Here is a 20,768-nt window from a genome sequence, read left to right as displayed (position 1 = left end):
TGAGTAGTGAGTAGTGAGTAGCAAAATTTCCAATCTGACTACTTACTACGCACTGTTCACTACTGCCTGATTTTAGCGCTTGGCGATCGGAACGTAATCGCGCTCCGGCGCTCCGGTGTAGAGCTGGCGCGGACGGCCGATCTTCTGGCGCGGATCCTCGATCATTTCCTTCCACTGCGCGATCCAGCCAACCGTGCGGGCAACGGCGAACAGCACGGTGAACATGGTCGTGGGGAAGCCCAGCGCCTTCAGCGTGATGCCGGAGTAGAAGTCGACGTTCGGGTAGAGCTTCTTCTCGATGAAATAGGGATCGGTCAGCGCGATCTTTTCCAATTCCATGGCGATGTCGAGCAGCGGATCGTCCTTGATGCCGAGTTCGCCCAGCACCTCATGCGCGGTCTTCTGCATGATCTTGGCACGCGGATCGTAGTTCTTGTAGACGCGGTGGCCAAAGCCCATCAGTCGGAACGGATCGTTCTTGTCCTTGGCGCGGGCGATGAATTCCGGGATGTGATCGACATGGCCGATCTCGCCCAGCATGTTGAGCGCCGCTTCATTGGCGCCGCCATGCGCCGGACCCCACAGGCAAGCGATGCCGGCGGCAATGCAGGCGAACGGGTTGGCGCCCGACGAGCCGGCGAGACGAACGGTCGAGGTCGAAGCGTTCTGCTCGTGATCGGCATGCAGGATGAAGATGCGCTCCATGGCGCGCGCCAGCACCGGGTTGATCTTGTACTCCTCGCACGGCACGGCAAAGCACATATGCAGGAAGTTTGCCGCGAAACCGAGATCGTTCTTCGGGTAAATAAACGGCTGGCCGATGTGGTATTTGTAAGCCATGGCCGCGATCGTCGGCATTTTGGCGATCAGGCGCATGGAGGCAACCATGCGCTGGTACGGGTCGGAAATGTCGGTCGAGTCGTGATAAAAGGCCGACAGGGCGCCGACCACGCCGCACATAACCGCCATCGGGTGCGCGTCGCGGCGGAAGCCGGTGAAGAAGCGCGACATCTGCTCGTGCACCATGGTGTGGCGCGTCACGCGGTAATCGAAATCGTCCTTCTGCGCCTTGGTGGGCAGTTCGCCATAGAGCAGGAGATAGCAGACTTCGAGGAAGTCGCCGTGCTCGGCCAGCTGGTCGATCGGATAGCCGCGGTGCAGGAGGATGCCGGCATCGCCGTCGATGAAGGTGATCTCGGATTCGCAGCTCGCGGTCGAGGTGAAGCCGGGATCATAGGTGAAGGCGCCGGTGGTGCTGTAGAGCGAGGCGATGTCGATGACGTCGGGCCCGACCGAGCCGCTTCGCACCTTGAACTCGTGGGTCTTGCCGGCGAATTCCAGCGTTGCCGTGGCCTCCTGGCCGCCCACATCCAGTTTTTTCGCAGCTTCGGTCATTGCAAACTCCTTCTTGTTTCCTCATGCCGGCAAAGGCAAATTCCGCAGAGCGACACGTCGAAATCACCGCAATGCGCTTATTCGCCACCGCATTCTAGGAGGTGCGTGCCAGATTGGGCCAAGGCCTAATGTTGCACTGCGAAACCCGCCTTTCAATGCCAATCTTCTTGGGCCAGTTTGCTCCTAATCGATTTGATCCGCTATGCGCGCCAGGCTTTCCTCGCGCCCCAGCACGGCCAGCACGTCGAACACACCGGGCGAGGTGCTTTTGCCGGTCAAGGCGGCGCGCAGCGGCTGGGCCACGGCGCCAAGCTTGTGGCCGCCAGCCAGCGCATAGTCGCGGATCGCGGCCTCGGCCGTGGCCGCCGTCCAGTCGCCCGCCAGCGACTTCAAAGCTTCGTGAGCGCCACGCAATATCTTGCGGGCATCGTCATTGAGCAGCAGTGCCGCCTTGTCGTCGATCGGCAGCGGCCGCGCGGCGAACAGGAAGGCGGCGCCATCGACGAGCTCGACCAGCGTCTTGGCGCGCTCCTTCAGCCCCGGAAGTGCCGCCAGCAACTGCGCCTTGTTCTTCTCGTCGAGGCGCGCCGCCATCGCCGGGCCGCCCTCCAGATAGGGCAAGGTGGCGATGAAAATGTCGAACAGTTCGGAATCGGCCATGCGGCGCATATGGACGCCGTTCAGCGCCTCGAGCTTGGCGAAATCGAATCGCGCCGCGCCCTTGTTGACGTCGCCGATGTCGAACCAGGAGATCATGTCCTTGATCGACATGATCTCGTCGTCGCCATGGCTCCAGCCCAGGCGCGCCAGGTAGTTGAGCAGCGCCTCCGGCAGGTAGCCCATGGCGCGATAGGCCTCGACACCGAGCGCGCCGTGCCGTTTAGACAGCTTGGCGCCATCGGCACCATGGATCAGCGGGATGTGCGACATCGACGGCACGTCCCAGCCCATGGCGTTGTAGATCACGCTCTGGCGGGCGGCGTTGGTCAGGTGGTCGTCGCCACGGATGATGTGGGTGACGCCCATGTCGTGATCGTCGACGACAACGGCATGCATGTAGGTCGGGTTGCCGTCCGACCGCAGGATGATGAAATCGTCGAGATCCTTGTTGGGAAAGCGCACCTCGCCTTGGACCCGGTCCTGCACCACCGTCTCGCCCTCGGTCGGCGCCTTGATGCGAATGGCGCCCTTGACGCCGACGGGTGCCTCCGACGGATCGCGGTCACGCCAGTGGCCGTTGTAGCGCGGCGGCAGGCCCTTGGCCCGCGCGGCCTCACGCATCGCCTCGAGTTCGGCTGGTGTCTCGTAGCTGTAATAGGCCTTGCCCAGGCGCACCAGTTCCTCGGCCACCTCGCGGTGGCGTGGCGCGCGCTCGAACTGGGAGACCGCATCGCCGTCCCACGACAGGCCGAGCCAAGTCAGCCCGTCGAGAATGGCCGTGGTGGCTGCATCCGTGGAGCGTTCGCGATCGGTGTCCTCGATGCGCAGCAGCATCGTGCCGCCGGTGTGCTTGGCATAGAGCCAGTTGAACAGCGCCGTGCGCGCGCCGCCAATGTGCAGATAGCCGGTCGGCGAGGGGGCAAAACGGGTGATGACCTTGTCGGACATGGAACTCTCGGAAAACGTCTGAAGCGGGGTGCGGCGTGCGCGGACTTTCGCGCGTCGCGCGTTCATGTAGCATAGGGCGTCGAGGGTGCAAGGGGCAGACCCGATGGCTGGACGGAGCCGGAGCTCGGATCAGGGCGAGGACGCCATTGTCGGCGTCAGCGAACGGTCCCTGTTTGCCAATCCCGCGCTCGCACCATCGGCGCCGGCGGCACTGCCCGCATTGCGCCCTGGCGAGCAGTCCTTGCCCGAGGGCATCAACGCGCCGGTCACCGTGCCCAGAACCGGTGCGGTCGCTCGCCTGCGCCGTCATCTCGGCCGCCTTTCGTGGCCTAGAGTACAGGCGGGCGTGGCTTCGGCGGCCACGCTGGAGCTCGATCGCGGCATCGCATTCCTGCTGGTGCCGGTGTTCCTGGCCATGGGCGTCATCGTCTATTTCTCGATGGCGGCTGAACCTGGGTTCGTCCAGCCCATCGCCGCCGTCGTGCTGATGGCTCTCTGTGCGGTCGCCTCGCGATCCTGGCCCAGGACCCATCTATGTCTGATGGCCGCGCTGCTCTGCGCCCTTGGCGTGCTCGCCGCCAAGGTCGAGACGTGGCGGGCGGGGACGCCGATGCTTGGCTCTGAAATCGCCACGCAGGTGACCGGCCGGGTGGTGTCGCTCGACTATATGGAGACCGGACGTATCCGGTTGACCATCGACGTGACGTCGACCGTCCGGCCGAAATTGCGCTATGCACCGGAACGGGTTCGCATTTCCGCCGCCAAGATACCGGCCGGCGTGAAGGCCGGTTCGCTGGTGAGCGGCTACGCCAGGCTGTTGCCGCCGACCGGTCCGGTGCGCCCGGACAGTTACGATTTTTCCTTCGACAGCTATTTCGCTGGGATCGGCGGCAGCGGCTTCTTCATGGGAACGCCAAGGATCGTTCCCGACGACGACGAGGCGCCGCTGTGGTCCCGCCTTGCCTCGTCGGTCGAAAATACCAGGCAGGACATCGCCGACCACATCAGAGCCAGTGTCGGTGGCGCCGAGGGTGAGATCGCGGCGGCGCTGATGGTCGGGGTGCGCGCGGGCATTCCTGATGAAATCAACGAAGCCATGCGGCGAACAGGCATCTATCACATCATTTCGATTTCCGGACTGCACATGGCGCTGGTCGCGGGCACCATGATGATGCTGATGCGCGGCGTATTCGCGCTGTTTCCGGATTTTTCCTCACGCCGCCCGGTCAAGAAGTACGCCGCGGCCGCCGCGCTTTTCTCGATCGCGGCCTATCTCATCATCTCGGGCGTCGTCGTTGCCGCCGAGCGCAGCTTCATCATGCTGGCCGTGATGTTGATCGCCGTTCTGTTCGACCGGGCGGCGCTGACAATGCGCAATCTGGCAATCTCGGCCATTGCCGTCATCGCGGTGTCCCCGCACGAAGTCGTTGGCCCGAGTTTCCAGATGTCCTTCGCCGCGACCGCGGCGCTGGTCGGCGCTTATGCGGGCTGGGCGGATCACCATGCGGGAAAGACGAGGCCACCGGCGCCAAAGCGATCCCTAGCTGGGTTCCTGACGCGAAAACTCCTTTTGGGGGCAGGCGGACTGGCCATGACGTCCATCATCGCCGGCAGCGCCACGGCGCTGTTTGCGATCTGGCATTTCCAGCGGGTGTCGCCGCTCAGCCTGTTCGCCAATCTGGCCGTCATGCCGATCGTGTCGGTCGTGATGTTCCTGGCCGTCGCCAGTGCGTTGCTGATGCCGTTCGGACTGGATTGGCCGGCTCTTTACCTCATGGGCAAAGGCCTGACGGCGATGATTGCCGTATCGGCGTGGATATCGGAGCGCTCGCCAATCGATGGTGTCGGGTTGATTTCGCGGCAATCCGTGCTGCTGGTAACCGTCGCATTGGTCATCGCGACGATGGCGACGACCCGGCTGCGGCTCGCGGCACTGCCATTCGCGCTTGCCAGCTTGTTGACTGTGTCGGATACGCGCACGCCCGATGTGCTGATCTCGGAAGATGCGCGGCTGGTCGCGCTGCCGATCGGCGGCGGCGAACTCGCGGTCAACCGGGCTCGCCCGAACGAATTCACCGTCGACAACTGGAAACGCGCGCTGACATCGGAAGCCCTCGTCGTACCGGAGATGTTCGACAAGGCAGGTGGGCAATTCGCCATCGCCGATGCGGTAAACCTGCCGACGGGAGCGCCGTTCTATTGCACCGAAGGCGTCTGTATCGCCAGACACCCGTCCGGTGCGATCATAGCGCATGTCGAAGACCGCAAGGACACCTGGAAGGCCTGCGCGTTCGCCGACCTCATCGTGGTCAATGACGCGACCGCCTACGATGCTTGCCACAATCCGCTGGTTCTCGTCGTCACCAAACGGCAGCTCGCCCGCAAGGGAAGTGCCGCGGTCTTCTTCGATCCTCGGTCGGCCACGACCCCGGCCAAGATCGAATTCGCCGTCGACCAACCATACCGGCCCTGGCATGAGCAACGAAAATTCTCACGCGAGGCGAGGGGACTGCCGCCCTATAAAAAGCCCGACAAGCCCGATGGCAAACAGGCTCAGTAGCGCCTGATCAAGCCGACCAGCCTGCCTTGCACCTTGACCCTGTCCGGCCCGAAAATGCGGGTTTCATAGGCCGGATTGGCGGCTTCGAGGGCGATCGAGGCGCCTTTGCGGCGGAACCGCTTCAGCGTCGCTTCCTCCTCGTCGACCAGCGCCACGATGATTTCGCCTGGGCTTGCCGTATCGGCATTGCGGATGATGACCGTGTCGCCGTCGAAGATGCCGGCCTCGATCATCGAGTCGCCTTTGACTTCCAGCGCATAGTGCTCGCCGCCCATGATCATATCCGGCGGCACCGAGATCGTATGCGTCTGATGCTGGATGGCGTCGATCGGCACACCGGCGGCGATACGGCCCATAACGGGGATGGACACAGCTGAAACCGCATCGTCGTCATTGCCGGCCGCGGGCAGGCGCGAAGGTGCGGCTGCCGGCTTGATCTGGCGACCGAGATTGTTTTGACCCAGGCTGCCCTGGATGACGCTTGGCGAGAATTTCTTTGCCGCGTTGAGGCCGGGCGCGATCGAATCCGGCAGCCGCAGCACTTCCAGCGCACGCGCCCGATTGGGTAGCCGCCGGATAAAGCCGCGTTCCTCCAGCGCCGTGATCAGGCGATGGATCCCCGATTTGGAGGCAAGATCGAGCGCTTCTTTCATCTCGTCGAAGGACGGCGGTATGCCGCTTTCCTTGAGGCGTTCGTGGATGAACATCAGCAGTTCATGTTGCTTGCGTGTCAGCATGGCGCGGCCCCCAAGGCATTGAACAACGGTCTGATTCAGAATCGAAAAACAAACCCAGAACAAACCCTATCTGTTCCAGTTGTGTTCTGCAACCGTTTAAAGTTTAGTGAATTTGTTAAGGCGTCAGAAGCTTTTGGCTCGCGACTGCGGCCGGCAGACGACCTTTCGTTTCCGCATGGGCCTTGAAATCGTTATGGTTAATGGCTTGCGGCCTAACCCTGAAGGAGGCTTGGCGCCAGCCCTTTCGAAGGATCCAGGTAAGAGGCTCCAGCAAGTGTTCGTGCCATCTCCGGCGGAACGAAACGAAATCAAAACGCCAACAGCCGGCAAGCCGCTCACGGGCGGCCTTTATTCCTCAAGCGTCGGCCGGTGCACGGGCCCGACATCATCCGGCGACAGCCTTCAAGCTGCCGGCGCGGGCGGCGTATTTGGTCGCGCCACTGTCTTCGCTGTGGACATAGACATGCAGCGTGTAGCCGATATGGGCCGTCATCAGCGCCTTGGCCCGCTCGACGTCACGATCGAGTGCCGCTTCCATGATCGCGGTGTGATGCTCGATGGCGATCGCTTCGCGCAATGCCTCCATGGCCTCCTCATAGCCATCCTTGAGGCCAGCCGCGGCCCGTAATGTCGGCGCCAGGCCAAGAAAGCGATGATGGCGGCGTAGCTGATCCGAGATTGTCGAGCGGAAACGCAACAGCCAGTTGCATGTGGCGGCGCTCAGCAGCGCCGCATGGAAAGCCTCGTGGTTCTCGTCCCATTTGTCGACGGCCGCATCCGAGGGATCGTCGACCGCGGTCTTGCAACGGGAGAGCCGGTAGTGGGCGGTGACAACGGCATCCTCCCATTCCTTGCCGCCTTTCTCCATCGATTCGAGGAACAAGGGGATCTCGACCACCATCCTGGCGCGCGCCAGATCCTCCAGTTCGGCCCGCGATACGGGAGCGACTGTAAAACCACGGTTGCTGATGGCGGTGACCAGGCGTTCGGCCTCGAGCCGCGACAAGGCTTCGCGCAACGGCGTCCAGCCGACGCCATAGGTGCCGCGCAACGCGCTCAGCTTGAGGGGCGCGCCGGGCATGAGGCGCGTGGTCAGGATATCCCGACGCAACAGCCGATAGGCTGCCTCCGTTTTCGTGGAGTTCGTCTCATCCTGCATCGCGGTCCATCCGTCGTCCGGCAAAGAGAAATTATATATGATGTCCGACCGTGGCAAGAATTATATATAATGTTTGACAGGGGACGGCCGACTGACCATGATCGTTGCAGTAGCCGCGCTGCAAGCGGCGCTGATCAAATCTGGGAGGAAATGATGTTGAAGTCGAAATCCGCTTGGGTGTCGGGTTTGTTCCTGGCTGGCGCGTTGATGGTGAGCGCCGGCAGTGCCGCCGCCGATCAGATCCGCATCGGCATTGCCAATTTCGGCGAACATCCGCAGCTCAACGCCGCCATAGCCGGCTTCAAGAAGGCGCTGACGGACAACGGCTTCGTCGAAGGCAAGGACGTCGTCTATACGGAGAGCCATACCAATTTCGATGCATCGCTGGTGCCGCAGATGATCGCCAAGCTGCAGGCCGAGCAGCCCAAGCTGATCTACACCATCACCACGCCGGTTTCGCAGATCGCCAAGAAGGCGCTCGCCGGTTCCGGCATTCCGATCGTCTTTGCCGCGGTCACCGATCCGGTGGCGGCCAAGCTGGTGCCCTCATGGGACGCCGGAGACGAAGGCATGACCGGCGCCAGCGATCTGCAGGACGTCGCCGCGGTGATGGCCTTCACCAAGAAGTTGCTGCCCAACGCCAAGCGCTTCGGCGTGCCTTACAATCCCGGCGAGGCCAACGACGTTGCCTTGGTCGAAAAGATCAAGGCGGCGGCGCCCGCGGCCGGCTTCGAGGTGGTGGAGGTCGGCATCGACAACGTCAATGACATCCAGCAACGCATCGCTTCGCTCGCCGGCAAGGCCGACGTGATCTACGGCCCGGCCTCGAACCTTATCCAGCCGGCGATCGCCGCTGTCTCCGCGGCCGCCCGCCAGGCCGGTATCCCGGTCGTCAACTCCGATGACAGCGCGGTCCGCAACGGCACCGTGCCGGCGAGCTTTGCGGTCAATTACACGCAGGTCGGCGTCAACGCCGGCACCATCGCCGCCGAGATCCTGAAGGGGAAGGACCCCAAGACGATCGCGTCGTCGCGCCCGGCCTACAAGGACCACATGGCAACGATCTCGCGCAAGGCGATGGCCGCGTTCGGTATCGAGATACCCGCTTCGATGGCCGATTGCGGCTGCATCGTCGACTGACATCGGAACCGCAAGGGGTGACGGCCTCGGCGCCGTCATCCTTGAGGTGAGGGAGGAACGATGCTCGAAATCCGATCGGCGCGCAAAGTATTCTACAAGGGCCAGGCCGACGAGAAGGTCGCGCTGGACGGTCTCAGTCTGTCGCTGGCCACGGGCGAGTTCGGCATCGTCATCGGCTCCAACGGTGCTGGCAAAAGCAGCATGCTCAATGCCATTTCCGGCGCCCTGATCCTCGATTCCGGCCAGATCCTGATCAACGGCGCCGATGTGACTGGAATGCCCGTACACAAGCGCGCCGCGCAACTGGCGCGCGTCTTCCAGGATCCGATGCGCGGCACCGCCGCCAGCATGACGGTCGCGGAAAACATGCTGCTGGCCGACTTGCGCAGCAGCAAGCGCACCTTGCGCCAGGGGCTGAACGCCACCCGGCTCGCGTCCTACAAGGAACGCCTGTCGATACTGGGCCTCGGCCTTGAGAACCGCCTCGACACCCGCGTCGACCTGCTTTCGGGCGGGCAGCGGCAGTCGCTGTCGCTGATCATGGCGGTCGGCGGGTCACCGGATTTGCTGCTGCTTGACGAACATACCGCGGCGCTCGACCCGCGCACGGCCGAGATTGTCATGCGGGCGACGGTGCGGGCTGTCAACGCGCTGAAGCTGACGACCCTGATGGTGACCCACAACATGCAGCACGCCGTCGATTACGGCAGCCGCGTGATCATGCTCGACGCGGGCCGGGTCTTGCTGGAGGTCACCGGCGAGGAGAAGGCGAGGGTCACGGTTCTCGATCTGATCGGCCATTTTTCCGTCAAGACCGACCGCATGTTGCTGGCGAGCTGACCGACATGGGTTTTGTTCAGGAAATTCTCACCAGCTTCGTCGCGATCATTCCGGTCACGCTGGCGCAAAGCCTGATCCTGGCCTTTGTCGTGCTCGGGATCATGATCCCGTTTCGGATGCTGAATTTTCCCGATCTCACCAGTGAGGGCGCCTTTCCACTGGGCGGCTGCGTCTGTGGTGTGCTGCTGGCCGCCGGCGTATCGCCACTGGCAGCCATCGTGGTCGCATTCGCGGCGGGCTTCGCGGCAGGCTGCTGCACCGCCTTCATCCATCTGCGCTTCCGCATCCACACGCTTCTCGCGGGCATCCTGATGATGACGATGCTCTACAGCATCAACCTCCGCATCATGGGCAAGTCCAACCTCTCCGTCTTCGGCTCGCCCGCCGTCTTCGATTGGGTGCCGTTCGCGCGGCCGGGTTTTCCCGCCAGCAAGATCGTGGTCGCCGGCCTTCTCGCGCTTGCCGCCTTCGCGTTGCTCTACATGTTCTTCCGGACCGAGAAGGGGACAGCGGTGCGTGCCGTAGGCGCCAATCCCGACATGGCCGAGGCGCAAGGCATCAATGTCTGGGCAGCCACCATAGGCGGCGTCGGGCTGGCGAGCGCGTTCTCGGCCTCAAGCGGCGCACTGATGGTGCAATCGCAGGGGTTTGCCGACGTCAATATGGGGCTGGGGATCCTCATCAACGGCCTTGCCGCGCTGATGATCGGCGAGGCGGTCGTCGGCAAACAGACGGTCGGGCGGCAGTTGCTGGCGCCGTTTGCCGGCGCGATCATCTATTACCAGCTTGTGTCGTTCTGCCTTGCCGCCGGCATGCCCCCGCCCGACCTGAAGCTGGCCACCGGCCTGTTCGTGCTCGCCATGCTTGCCGTGCCCAGCCTCAAGCGCGGCCGTGGGCCGGCGCCTGCCCGCGAAGCGATCCGTGAATAATCGGGGAATGTCGGAAATGATGCGTGCACCGCTCGATCTCGCAGCCGTCGAAGCCATGGACGCGGCGGATCCGCTGCGTGCCATGCGCGACCGGTTCATCTTGCCGGAAGGTGTCATCTATCTCGACGGCAATTCGCTCGGCGCCGCGGCGCCCGCCGTCTTCAGCGAGCTGCAGAAGGCAGCGACACAGGAGTGGGCGCAGGATTTGATCCGCGCCTGGAATACCGCCGGCTGGTTCGACATGCCGGTGGCACTTGGCGACCAGCTCGGACGATTGATCGGCGCCGCGCCCGGCCAGACGGTGGTCTGCGATACGACCTCGATCAACATCTACAAGGTGCTGCATGCGGCCTTGGCCATGCGGCCGGACCGCTCGGTCATCGTGGCCGAAGGAGACAGCTTTCCGACCGATCTCTACATGGCCGAAGGCGTGGCCTCGACGCGGCCGGGCACGGTGCTGCGGCTCGAGGGCGTTGATGCGCCTGACATTGAGGACCTGATCGACGAGCGTGTCGCCGTCGTCCTGGTCAACCATGTCAACTACAAATCCGGACAGTTGCGCGACATGGCGGCACTGACATGCAAGGCCCATCAGGTCGGCGCGCTGATCGTCTGGGATCTCTGCCATACGGCCGGCGCCCTGCCGGTCGAGCTCGACAGCGCCAATGCCGATTTCGCCATCGGCTGCACCTACAAATATCTCAATGGCGGTCCGGGCGCGCCGGCCTTCATCTACGCCGCCACGCGTCATCACGACAAGGTCCAGCAGCCGCTCAGCGGTTGGTGGGGCCACGCACGGCCCTTCGCCTTCGAACAGGGCTATGCGGCCGGCAACGGCATCCGCCGCTTCCTGTGCGGCACGCAGCCCGTGCTGTCGATGCGGGCGCTGAAAGGTGCGCTGGATATCTGGGACGATGTCGACATGGCAGCGGTGCGCAAGAAGAGCATTGCGCTCACCGACCTGTTCATCCATCTCGTCGAGACCAGGTGCGGCGCCTACGGCCTGGAACTCGAAAGCCCGCGCGATGCCAAGCAGCGCGGCAGCCAGGTTTCGTTCCTCCACCCGCACGGCTACCAGGTGATGCGGGCCTTGATCGACCGCGGCGTGATCGGCGATTTCCGTGCGCCCTCGACGATCCGCTTCGGCTTCACGCCGCTCTATGTCGGTTACGCCGATGTGTGGCAGGCGGTCGAGGTGCTGGAAGACATCCTGCGCACCGACGCCTGGCAGGACGTGCGCTTCGCGGTCAAGACGGCGGTGACCTGAAAGTCGGCACATTTTTCCGTAGGGAATTGCGTCGAACAGAGCGTTCAGAGCCGGGTGCGGACGGTCCACAGTTCCGGAAACAGGACGACCTCCAGCATCTTCTTGAGGTAAGAGGCGCCCGATGTGCCGCCGGTGCCGCGCTTCAGGCCGATGATGCGCTCGACCGTGGTGACATGGTTGAAGCGCCAGCGGCGGAAATAGTCCTCGAAGTCGACCAGCTTCTCGGCCAGCTCGTAGAGCATCCAGTAGCGCTGTGGGTCGCGGTACACGGTCTGCCAGGCGACGAGGACCTCTTCGTTCTCGGTCCGCGTCTCGCGCCAGTCCGTGCGCCTCGCATCCGCCCCGATGTCGAAGCCGTTGCGCGCCAGAAGCAGCAGCGCTTCGTCGTAGAGCGACGGCGCCGCCAGGATCGCCTCCAATCGGTCCGTCAGGTCCGGCCGGTGCTTGTGCGGCCCGAGCATTGCGAGGTTGCGATTGCCGGCCATGAATTCGATGGCGCGATATTGCCAGGACTGAAAACCCGAGGACTGGCCGAGCGCGTCGCGGAACTCGGTGTATTCGCTTGGGGTCATCGTGCGCAGCACATCCCAGGCATTGTTCAACTGCTCGAAAATGCGGGCGACGCGCGACAGCATCTTGAAGCTCGGCTCCAGCCGATCGGCACGGATCGAGCGGATCGCGGCGCCAATCTCGTGCAAGGCGAGCTTCATCCAGAGTTCCGATGTCTGGTGCTGGATGATGAACAGCATCTCGTCATGCGCCGACGACAGCGGCTCCTGCGCGTCGAGTACTTTCTCCAGGTGCAGGTAGTCGCTGTAGGACATGCGTTCCTTGAACGACATCTGTGCGCCTTCTGACGCCGGATCGTAGGGCTCGCTCAATTGATTTTCTCCGTGCGCAGCCGGAACCGCTGGATTTTTCCGGTCTGGGTCTTGGGCAGAGCGGCAATGAATTTCACCGAGCGCGGATATTTGTAGGGCGCAATCGTTGCCTTGACATGGTCCTGCAGGCGCTTGACGGTCATCGCGTCCGGCGAAACGCCTTGCACCAGCACGACATGCGCTTCGACGATCTGGCCGCGCTCGCCATCCTCGGCGCCGATGACCGCGCATTCGGCGACATCGGGATGCGAAAGCAACGCCGCCTCGACCTCCGGGCCGGCGATGTTGTAGCCGGCGCTGACGATCATGTCGTCGGAACGCGCGGCGAAGTGGAAGAAGCCGTCTTCGTCTTGCCAAAAAGTGTCACCGGTGAGGTTCCAGCCGTCGCGCACATAGTCCTTCTGCCGGTCGTCGGCCATATAGCGGCAGCCGGTTGGCCCGCGCACCGCCAGCCGTCCTGGCTCGCCACGCGGCACCTCGCGCATTTCGTCGTCGACGATGCGCGCTTCGTAGCCGCCAACAGGCTTGCCGGTCGAAGCCGGCTTCCTGTCGTCAAAGCGGTTGGAGATGAAGATGTGCAGCATTTCGGTGGCGCCGATACCGTCGAGGATGGGCTTGCCGGTCTTCTTCGTCCATTCTTCGAAGACTGGAGCCGGCAAAGTCTCGCCGGCCGAGACGGCAACGCGCAGCGACGACAGGTCGGCGCCTTCGTCCATGGCCTTCAGCATGGCGCGGTAGGCGGTCGGCGCGGTGAAGGAAATGGTCGCTTTGTAGGTCTCGATGATGTGGATCATGTTGGGCGGCGTCGCCTGCTCCAGCAGGGTCGCCGCCGCGCCGAAGCGCAGGGGAAAGATGGCGAGGCCGCCAAGGCCGAAGGTGAAGGCGAGCGGTGGCGAGCCGACGAAGACATCGTCCGGTGTCACTTGCAGAACCTCGCGCGCATAGGCGTCGGCGATGATCAGCAGATCGCGGTGAAAATGCATCGTCGCCTTCGGCACGCCCGTGGTGCCCGAGGTGAAGCCGAGCAGGGCGACATCGTCGCGGCCGGTGCTGACCGCGGTGAAGGTGACCGGCTTGTCGAGGGCGGCGCGGTCGAGTTCGGCATCGTGTTGGCGGTGCCGTCGAAACCGATGACCTGTTTGAGAAACCCGCTGTCCTTGGCGCAGGCGGTCATTTCGTCCATCAGCCTGGTGTCGCAGAGCGCTGTGGTGATCTCGGCCTTGTCGACGATCTTGGTGAGTTCGCCGGCGCGCAGCATCGGCATGGTGTTGACGACGACGGCGCCGACCTTGGTGGCGGCCAGCCAGCAGGCAACCATGGCAGGGTTGTTGGCCGAGCGGATCAGCACCCGGTTGCCCGGCCTGACGCCATAATTCTCGACCAGCGCATGGGCCAGCCGGTTCGTCCAGTCGGACAGTTCCTTGTAGGTGCGGCGGCGGCCATTGCCGATCAGGGCGGTGTGGTCGCCGAGCCCCTTCTCGACCAACCTGTCGGTCAATTCGACACCGGCATTGAGGTGTTCTGGATAGTCGAAGCCGTCGAGCAGGAAGTCGGGCCATTGTTCGAACGGCGGCAGATGATCGCGCGTGAATGTGTCGGTATGCGCTGAAGGCCCAAGCATCTCGCCGCTACCCCATCTGCTGCCCGGCCAGCGTGCGGGGCACCTGGGCGGTGGATTGAATTCCTGTCCGTCGCGGAAGGCTTCGTGCGGCCGGCAAACGTCTTGTCGACATGCCACCGGAAAGGTGACCGTCGACCCGTCCGAACAGCACAGCGGACCTCCCATTTTGTCAGCTGTTCCGCAGGCAGGATCGCACCAGTCGAAATTTGTTTCAAGCCTAAAATGTTTTGCCACTGGAGCATTGACGCATGACGTGTCGGCGGCCATTGCTAGCGCGGAAACGATGCCGCTTCGGGGGAGGGTGCCGATGCCAGACCATCGCATTGCCGACTGGGACAATGCCTACGCCAATGGCGACAATATCGCGCGCAGTGATCGTTGGCCCGCCGCATGGTCGGAACCGGCGCAAGCCTTTCGCGATGCTTTGTCGGCGCAGGGCCGGGCACGCCTCGACATCGCCTATGGCGATCGGCCGCGCAACCGGTTCGACCTTTTCCTTCCCAAGGCCACGCCGAGGGGCCTCGTCGTGTTCATCCATGGCGGCTATTGGATGGAGACCGACAAGAGCTTGTGGTCGCATCTTGGCAATGGCGCGGTCGGCAGCGGCTTCGCCGTGGCGATGCCGTCCTACACACAATGCCCTGATATACGCATCGCCGGGATCGTCACTGAAATCGCGGCGGCCATCGGCACGGCCGCCGCCATGATCGACGGACCGCTGATGCTGACCGGACATTCGGCCGGCGGGCACCTCGCCAGCCGCATGGTGACGACATCAACGCCTTTGGCGACCGACGTCGCGCGGCGCGTACGCCATGTCGTCTCGATCTCGGGGCTGCATGATTTGCGCCCGCTGATGCGCACGGACATGAACGCGGCGCTGAAAATCGATGAGCATGAGGCGCTGACGGAAAGCCCGGCGCTGCTGCGCCCCTTGGATGGTGTCCGCATCACCTGCTGGGCCGGCGGCGGCGAGCGTTCCGAGTTCCTGCGCCAGAATGCTCTGCTGGCCAACATCTGGACCGGACTTGGCGCAATCACCAATACCGTGATCGAGCCCGACCGGCACCATTACGACGTTGTCGATGGCCTCGCCGATCCCGCGCATCCGCTGACGCGGACCTTGATCTCGGAATAGTCGATAATTTTGTCCCGATGTCAGCTATTTACGGAGCAATTCTTCAGCGCAACATCAGAACGCTGCAAGTATCGCCGGCGACAGACGCAGGCGCAAAAGGCGCGCGTACGATCAATCCGTTGGCGTCTGCAAGCATCCTCAGCATGGAAGAATCCTGGATGCCGAACGGCGTCGCCACCAGTTCGCCGTCGTCTTGCCGAACCACCGCCCGTACATAATCCTGGCGCAGGTCATTGGCCGGCATCGCGCTCCCCAGCCTTGCCGGGCGGATGTCCTGACGATGCTCGCGGCCACCAAGCCTCGCCAGAAGCGGCTTCAGGAACAATTGCGAGCAGACCAGGCTTGCCACGGGGTTGCCGGGCAGGCCGATGCACCTGATGTCGCCGAGGCGGCCGAACATCAGGGGCTTGCCGGGGCGCATGGCGATCTTCCAGAAGCCCAGTGTCATGCCTTCGCCCGTAAGCACGTCGTGGATGAGGTCATGGTCGCCGACCGAGGCACCGCCCAGCGTGACGATGACATCCGCACCGGCGGCCACCGCTTGCCTGACCAGGGCGGAGATGGCGTCCTTGCGGTCGGCGGCGATGCCGAGATCGAGCGCGCGGGCGCCGACTGATTGCGCCGCCGCGGCAACGCCATAGGCGTTGGACGAGATGATCTGGTCCGGGCCGAGTTCGCTGCCGGGCGGCAACAGCTCGTCGCCGGTGGCGATGATGGCGACCAGCGGCCGTCTCACCACGCTCACTCGCGGGTGGTTTGCCGACGCCGCCAGCGACAACGCAGCCGGGTCGAGCACGCGTCCTTTTCCCAGCAGCACGTCGCCTTTGGAAAAATCGAGGCCGACGCGGCGGATGTTGCGCCATTCGGCGGTGGGCTCGATCACTTCGATTTCCCCGCCGCCGAGATCCCTGACATTCTCCTGGATGACGATGGTGTCGGCGCCGTCAGGCAGCGGTGCGCCGGTGAAGATGCGCACGGCCTGTACCTGGCCGACCGCACCCTCGAAGCCGCGCCCGGCCGGCGCCATGCCGATCACCGAGAGTTTCGATGGCACCGAGGCAACATCAACCGCGCGGACCGCATAGCCGTCCATGGCCGATGCGTTGAAGGGGGGCTGGGTGCGAAGCGCCACGACCGGTTCGGCCAGCACACGATCGACCGCCTCGATGAGAGGGACGCTTTCGCTGGCCAGCGGTGCGGCGCCATCCAGCAGGCGTTCGAGCGCCTCGGCGACCGGAACCAGCGCCATCAGACGTCTGCCTTGTAGTCGCCTGATTTGCCGCCGGTCTTTTCCACCAGCCGGATGCCGGAAATGACCATGGCGCGGTCGACCGCCTTGGCCATGTCGTAGATGGTCAGGCAGGCCACGGACGCGGCGGTCAAAGCTTCCATCTCGACCCCGGTCTTGCCGGTGACGCGCGCTAGTGCCGTGACCTTCAGGCCCGGCAGTGCATGGTCTGGCTCGATGTCGACGGAAACCTTGGTCAGCAGCAGGGGATGGCAGAGCGGGATCAGCTCATGCGTCTTTTTCGCGGCCATGATGCCGGCGATACGCGCCGTGCCGAGCACATCGCCTTTCTTGGCATTGCCGGCGAGGATGGTCTTCAACGTTTCTGGTTGCATGGAGACAAAGCCCTCCGCGATCGCGGTGCGCGTCGTCTCTTCCTTGTCGCCGACATCGACCATGTTGGCCTCGCCCTGTGCGCCAAGGTGCGTGAGGGTGGCCGCCACGATCAGATCGCCTCGGCTGCTGCCTTGCCCGTCAGGAGCAAGCGCGTCGCGGCGGTGACGTCCTGTTGCCGCATCAGGCTTTCGCCGACGAGGAAGGTGCCGATGCCGCTCTTTTGCATCCTGAGACAATCGTCATGGGTGAAGATGCCGCTCTCGCTGACCAGCAGGCGATCGGCGGGTACTATCGCCGCCAGCCGTTCGGAGGTCTTAAGGCTGGTCTCGAACGTTCTCAGATTGCGGTTGTTGATGCCGATCAGCCGCGACGACAGTTTCAGCGCGCGCTCCGTCTCGGCCTCGTCATGCACCTCGATCAGCGCATCCATGCCGAGTTCGAACGCGGTCGCTTCAAGCTCGTTCGCCAGGGCGTCGTCGACGCTGGCCATGATGATCAGGATGGCGTCCGCGCCCCAGGCGCGCGCTTCATGGACCTGGTAGGGATCGAACAGGAAATCCTTGCGCAATGCGGGCAGGGTGACGGCTGCCCGCGCCTTGGTGAGAAATTCCGGCGCACCCTGGAAGGATGGCGCGTCCGTCAGCACGGAAAGGCAAGCGGCGCCGCCTTTTTCATAGGCCTTCGCCAGTGCCGGCGGATCGAAATCGGCACGGATCAACCCTTTGGAGGGGCTTGCCTTCTTGATCTCGGCGATCAGGGCGAAATCGCCTGAATTGCGCTTAGCTTCAAGCGCCGCGAGAAAGCCGCGTGGTGCGTCGGCTTCTTTCGCGAGCGCCTTGATCTCGGCCAGCGGCAGGCGTGCCTTGGCGGCGGCGATCTCGTCGCGCTTGTAGGCTTCGATCTTGCGCAGAATGTCAGACACGGTTCACCCGTTCGAAATTTCGACCAGCCGGTCGAGCACCCGCAGCGCCCGGCCGCTGTCGATGGCCTGCGCGGCAATGGCGATGCCGTCGCCCAGCGTCGTCGCCTTGCCGGCAATCACCAGGCCGGCGCCGGCATTCATCAGCACGGTGTCGCGATAGGCGCCGGCGGCACCGCCCAGCATGTCGCGCAAAGCCTTGGCGTTGTAGGCGGCGTCGCCGCCGCGCAGCTCGTCCTTGGTATGGCGCTTCAGCCCAACCTCTTCCGGGGTCAGCGTGAAGCTGCGGATTTCGCCGCCGACCAACTCGGCGACCTGCGTCTCGCCGGTGGTGGTGATCTCGTCATAGCCATCGCCATGGGCGACCCAGGCGTGCTCGGTGCCCAGCGCCAGCAGCGTCTCGGCAACCGGCATGATCCATTCCGGCATGAACACGCCGACCATCTGCCGTTTCACGCCGGCCGGATTGGAGAGGGGGCCGAGCAGGTTGAAAATGGTCCGGGTGCCGAGTTCGACGCGGGTCGGGCCGACATGCTTCATGGCCGGATGATGCGCCGGCGCGAACATGAAGCCGACGCCGGCTTCATGGATGCACTTGCCAATCGTCTCCGGCGCGATGTCGATCTTGACGCCCAGCGCAATCAGCACGTCGGCCGCGCCGGTCAACGAGGACAGGCCGCGATTGCCGTGCTTGGCGACCGGCACGCCGCTGCCGGCGATGACGAAGGCGGAAGCCGTCGAAATGTTGACCGAGTGCGAATTGTCACCACCGGTGCCGACAATATCGATCGCGCCATCTGGCGCGTCGACGCGCAGCATCTTGGCGCGCATCGTGGCGACAGCGCCCGAAATCTCGCCCACCGTCTCGCCGCGCACGCGCAATGCCATCAGGAAGCCGCCGATCTGTCCCGGGGTCGCGTCGCCCGACATGATGATGTCGAAAGCCTCGCGCGCTTCCTCGAAGGAAAGGGCGGTGCCGGTCGCGACCTTGGCGATATGGGTTTTCAGCGCGCTCATCTTGTCGAGGCTTGGGCAACGGCGGCCTGGTCGATGCGGACGTCGTACTGCGTCTGCAACTGCGCCACCAATTGGTCGAGCAGGTCGTCGGACATGCCGGCGGTGAAGGATTTCTGTGCGTCGTCCGGCACCGAGCTGGCATCGGCGCCGGCCGGTTCGAACACTTCGGCGACCTTGAACAGGATCTGGCCGTCGCCGGTGGGCGAGGGGATCAAGCCGGTGCCGCCTTCGCCGACGCCGAACATCACGGCGGCGCCCTCCTTGCCGAAATCGGCATCATCGGCTTCGCGCTTCAAGCCGCGCTTGGTCTGCTTTTCCAGCTTGAGTTCACCGGCGATGACGTCGAGCGTGGCGCCGGCCTTGAGCCGCTTCTCGAATTCGTCCGCCTTGGCGGCAAGCCGCTTGGTGGTCTCGGCCGCTGTCCAGTCGGCGACGACCTTCTGGCGCACCTCGTCGAGAGTGCGGTCGCGCGCCGGCGTGATCGAACCGACCTCGTAGAAGACGAAGCCGTTGTCCGCCGTGGTCAGCGCTTCGTTTTCAGTGTTGGGTTCGGCATCGAAGACGGCCTTGATCAGCGCCGGCGATTCCGGCAGGTCCTTGACGATGGAGCCATCGGGCCTGAGGCCACTGCGGTCGATGGCGTCGATGGTGACGTCCTTGAGCTTCAATTTGGCGGCCGTGTCGGCCAGCGAACTGCCCGATGCACGGGTGTCCTCATAATTGTCGTGCACATCCAGCAGGATGCGGCTTGCCTCACCCAAAGCCAAATCCTTGCGGATCTGATCGGACACTTCCGCCAGCGGCTTCACCACCTCGGGCTTGATCTCGGTCACACGCAGCAGCACTGGACCGAAGGCGCCTTGGACGACCGGGCTGACTTCATTGGCGGCGAGCGCGAAGGCGGCATCGGCAACCGCCTTGTCGGCGATCTTGTCCTTGGCAAGCGTGCCAAGCAGCGTGTCGGCCGGGGTCTTGCCTTCGGCGGTCACCAGCTTTTCGAAAGTGGCGCCCGCCTTGAGCGAATCGAACGCTGCCTTGGCGGCATCCGGCGTCTTGAACACAAGCTGCTCGATGGTACGCATTTCGGGCGTGGTGTAGCGCGCCTTGTTCTTGTTGTAGTCGTCGCTGACTTGGCTGTCGGTGACGGCGGTCGTATCCATGATGTCCACGGGCTCGAGGCGGACATAAGAGAATTTGCGGTATTCGGGTGCGGCGTAGGTTTTCTTGTTGGCTTCGAAATAGGCCTGGAGCACGCTGTCGCTCGGCGCCTCGATCGGCTCGACCAGCGTCTTGGGCAAGGTTACATAGTCGACCGTCCGGTCTTCGCCGCGGTAGAGAGCGACCGCCTTGAAGAACGTATCCGGCGCCTTGAGGCCGTCAGAGACCGCCTCGACGATCTGCTGGCGTACCGCGACCTGAGCCTTGTTCTTCAAATAGTCCTCCGGCCGCATGCCCAGGTCACGAAGCCGCCCCTCGAAGACCCTGCGGTCGAATTGGCCGTCCGGACCCCGAAAAGCGGGTTCCTCGCGCGTCAGTTCGGCCAGTTTGTCCTTGGAGAAGCCGAGCCCGAGCTTGCGTGCCTGTTCGTCGAGAACCGCGCCCGAGACGAGTTGCGCCAGAACCGTGTTGTCGATGCCGAGCGCCTTGGCCTGTTCATGGGTAAGGCGCTGACCGAATTGCTGCGACATGACGGCGAGCTGCCGGTCGTAGGCGAGGCGGTATTCGTTGATCGACACCTTGGTGCCGCCGGCCGTTATCACTGAATCATGGCCGGCAAATCCGCCCATCAGGCGTCCGGAGATACCCCAGGCAGCGAAACTGACCACCAGCAGCGAAAGCAATGTCTTCGCGACCCAAGTGCCCGCCGCGTTTCTCAATATACCAAGCATGGACAATTCCGATTTATGCGCATTTTCGCATGCGCCGAGTCTGA

General features: G+C 63.8%; 16 protein-coding genes and 1 pseudogene. 6 read left to right on the top strand and 11 right to left on the bottom strand.

The annotated features are described in order from the left end of the window. Window positions 1-72: 72 nt before the first annotated feature. Window positions 73-1,395, bottom strand: a complete 1,323-nt coding sequence (gene gltA, locus LB569_RS07815; RefSeq protein WP_015317794.1) for a citrate synthase — start codon at window positions 1,393-1,395, stop codon at window positions 73-75. Between the two features lie 183 nt (window positions 1,396-1,578). Then, entirely contained in the window at window positions 1,579-3,003 is a 1,425-nt protein-coding gene (gene gltX, locus LB569_RS07810; RefSeq protein WP_140701352.1) for a glutamate--tRNA ligase, read from the bottom strand. A 103-nt stretch (window positions 3,004-3,106) separates the two neighbouring features. On the opposite strand from gltX, the gene LB569_RS07805 reads away from it, so the two are divergent. Beyond that, window positions 3,107-5,563, top strand: a complete 2,457-nt coding sequence (locus LB569_RS07805) for a ComEC/Rec2 family competence protein (RefSeq protein WP_224691690.1) — start codon at window positions 3,107-3,109, stop codon at window positions 5,561-5,563. Here LB569_RS07805 and lexA read toward each other — a convergent pair. Both lexA and LB569_RS07795 read right to left on the bottom strand, forming a co-directional pair. Next, window positions 5,557-6,300 (bottom strand): transcriptional repressor LexA, encoded by a 744-nt coding sequence (lexA, locus tag LB569_RS07800; protein ID WP_140701348.1) that lies wholly within the window; start codon window positions 6,298-6,300, stop codon window positions 5,557-5,559. The genes LB569_RS07805 and lexA overlap by 7 nt on opposite strands. Before the next feature lie 385 nt (window positions 6,301-6,685). Further along, on the bottom strand, window positions 6,686-7,459 hold the full coding sequence (locus LB569_RS07795) for a GntR family transcriptional regulator (protein ID WP_224691688.1): 774 nt from the start codon (window positions 7,457-7,459) through the stop codon (window positions 6,686-6,688). Window positions 7,460-7,612: 153 nt separating this feature from the next. Between LB569_RS07795 and LB569_RS07790 the strand changes: the two genes are divergently transcribed. From LB569_RS07790 to kynU, 4 genes are read left to right on the top strand one after another with little or no spacing between them, the layout of a single operon-like run. After that, complete coding sequence (locus tag LB569_RS07790) at window positions 7,613-8,599, top strand: ABC transporter substrate-binding protein (RefSeq protein ID WP_224691898.1); 987 nt, start codon at window positions 7,613-7,615, stop codon at window positions 8,597-8,599. A gap of 60 nt (window positions 8,600-8,659) precedes the next feature. Next, window positions 8,660-9,439 (top strand): ABC transporter ATP-binding protein, encoded by a 780-nt coding sequence (locus tag LB569_RS07785; RefSeq protein ID WP_224534720.1) that lies wholly within the window; start codon window positions 8,660-8,662, stop codon window positions 9,437-9,439. Between the two features lie 5 nt (window positions 9,440-9,444). Beyond that, on the top strand, window positions 9,445-10,368 hold the full coding sequence (locus LB569_RS07780; RefSeq protein ID WP_224691679.1) for an ABC transporter permease: 924 nt from the start codon (window positions 9,445-9,447) through the stop codon (window positions 10,366-10,368). Between the two features lie 19 nt (window positions 10,369-10,387). Continuing rightward, window positions 10,388-11,635: a kynureninase gene (kynU, locus tag LB569_RS07775; RefSeq protein ID WP_224691897.1), complete on the top strand. Its 1,248-nt coding sequence runs from the start codon at window positions 10,388-10,390 to the stop codon at window positions 11,633-11,635. Between the two features lie 44 nt (window positions 11,636-11,679). Here kynU and kynA read toward each other — a convergent pair whose 3' ends face one another. Continuing rightward, a complete protein-coding gene (gene kynA, locus LB569_RS07770) occupies window positions 11,680-12,516 on the bottom strand; it encodes a tryptophan 2,3-dioxygenase (protein WP_263491161.1) in 837 nt (278 codons plus the stop codon). Then, a pseudogene (locus LB569_RS07765) lies at window positions 12,513-14,137 on the bottom strand (AMP-binding protein). Before LB569_RS07765 ends, kynA begins: the two are co-directional and overlap by 4 nt. Before the next feature lie 307 nt (window positions 14,138-14,444). Between LB569_RS07765 and LB569_RS07760 the strand changes: the two are divergent. After that, complete coding sequence (locus LB569_RS07760) at window positions 14,445-15,275, top strand: alpha/beta hydrolase (RefSeq protein ID WP_224691678.1); 831 nt, start codon at window positions 14,445-14,447, stop codon at window positions 15,273-15,275. Between the two features lie 43 nt (window positions 15,276-15,318). On the opposite strand, the gene glp is transcribed toward LB569_RS07760, so the two are convergent. The 5 genes from glp to LB569_RS07735 are packed head-to-tail and all read right to left on the bottom strand — an operon-like array spanning window position 15,319 to window position 20,724. Next, entirely contained in the window at window positions 15,319-16,524 is a 1,206-nt protein-coding gene (gene glp / locus LB569_RS07755; protein ID WP_224691676.1) for a gephyrin-like molybdotransferase Glp, read from the bottom strand. Further along, entirely contained in the window at window positions 16,524-17,006 is a 483-nt protein-coding gene (gene moaC / locus LB569_RS07750; RefSeq protein WP_224691674.1) for a cyclic pyranopterin monophosphate synthase MoaC, read from the bottom strand. Before moaC ends, glp begins: the two co-directional genes overlap by 1 nt. A 2-nt stretch (window positions 17,007-17,008) precedes the next feature. Then, window positions 17,009-17,821 carry an indole-3-glycerol phosphate synthase TrpC gene (trpC, locus tag LB569_RS07745; RefSeq protein ID WP_224691673.1) on the bottom strand — a complete coding sequence of 271 codons (813 nt, stop codon included), beginning with the start codon at window positions 17,819-17,821 and terminating at the stop codon, window positions 17,009-17,011. Between the two features lie 3 nt (window positions 17,822-17,824). Continuing rightward, the gene (gene trpD / locus LB569_RS07740; protein WP_224534709.1) at window positions 17,825-18,835 is read right to left on the bottom strand and encodes an anthranilate phosphoribosyltransferase; all 1,011 of its coding nucleotides are present in this window, start codon (window positions 18,833-18,835) and stop codon (window positions 17,825-17,827) included. Then, the gene (locus tag LB569_RS07735) at window positions 18,832-20,724 is read right to left on the bottom strand and encodes a SurA N-terminal domain-containing protein (RefSeq protein WP_140701326.1); all 1,893 of its coding nucleotides are present in this window, start codon (window positions 20,722-20,724) and stop codon (window positions 18,832-18,834) included. Before LB569_RS07735 ends, trpD begins: the two co-directional genes overlap by 4 nt. Window positions 20,725-20,768: the final 44 nt, after the last annotated feature.

It is taken from the genome of Mesorhizobium sp. BH1-1-4, from assembly GCF_020165665.1.
GTDB lineage: Bacteria > Pseudomonadota > Alphaproteobacteria > Rhizobiales > Rhizobiaceae > Mesorhizobium.
The sequence above is the reverse complement of the archived record's forward strand: the minus strand, read 5'-3'. Positions and strand labels throughout refer to the sequence as shown.

Excerpts from the sequence above, each read along its gene's own strand:
- gltA (WP_015317794.1), bottom strand. The coding sequence starts at position 1,395 with ATGACCGAAGCTGCGAAAAAACTGGATGTGGGCGGCCAGGAGGCCACG.
- gltX (WP_140701352.1), bottom strand. The coding sequence starts at position 3,003 with ATGTCCGACAAGGTCATCACCCGTTTTGCCCCCTCGCCGACCGGCTAT.
- LB569_RS07805 (WP_224691690.1), top strand. The coding sequence starts at position 3,107 with ATGGCTGGACGGAGCCGGAGCTCGGATCAGGGCGAGGACGCCATTGTC.
- lexA (WP_140701348.1), bottom strand. The coding sequence starts at position 6,300 with ATGCTGACACGCAAGCAACATGAACTGCTGATGTTCATCCACGAACGC.
- LB569_RS07795 (WP_224691688.1), bottom strand. The coding sequence starts at position 7,459 with ATGCAGGATGAGACGAACTCCACGAAAACGGAGGCAGCCTATCGGCTG.
- LB569_RS07790 (WP_224691898.1), top strand. The coding sequence starts at position 7,613 with ATGTTGAAGTCGAAATCCGCTTGGGTGTCGGGTTTGTTCCTGGCTGGC.
- LB569_RS07785 (WP_224534720.1), top strand. The coding sequence starts at position 8,660 with ATGCTCGAAATCCGATCGGCGCGCAAAGTATTCTACAAGGGCCAGGCC.
- LB569_RS07780 (WP_224691679.1), top strand. The coding sequence starts at position 9,445 with ATGGGTTTTGTTCAGGAAATTCTCACCAGCTTCGTCGCGATCATTCCG.
- kynU (WP_224691897.1), top strand. The coding sequence starts at position 10,388 with ATGCGTGCACCGCTCGATCTCGCAGCCGTCGAAGCCATGGACGCGGCG.
- LB569_RS07760 (WP_224691678.1), top strand. The coding sequence starts at position 14,445 with ATGCCAGACCATCGCATTGCCGACTGGGACAATGCCTACGCCAATGGC.
- glp (WP_224691676.1), bottom strand. The coding sequence starts at position 16,524 with ATGGCGCTGGTTCCGGTCGCCGAGGCGCTCGAACGCCTGCTGGATGGC.
- trpD (WP_224534709.1), bottom strand. The coding sequence starts at position 18,835 with ATGAGCGCGCTGAAAACCCATATCGCCAAGGTCGCGACCGGCACCGCC.
- LB569_RS07735 (WP_140701326.1), bottom strand. The coding sequence starts at position 20,724 with ATGCTTGGTATATTGAGAAACGCGGCGGGCACTTGGGTCGCGAAGACA.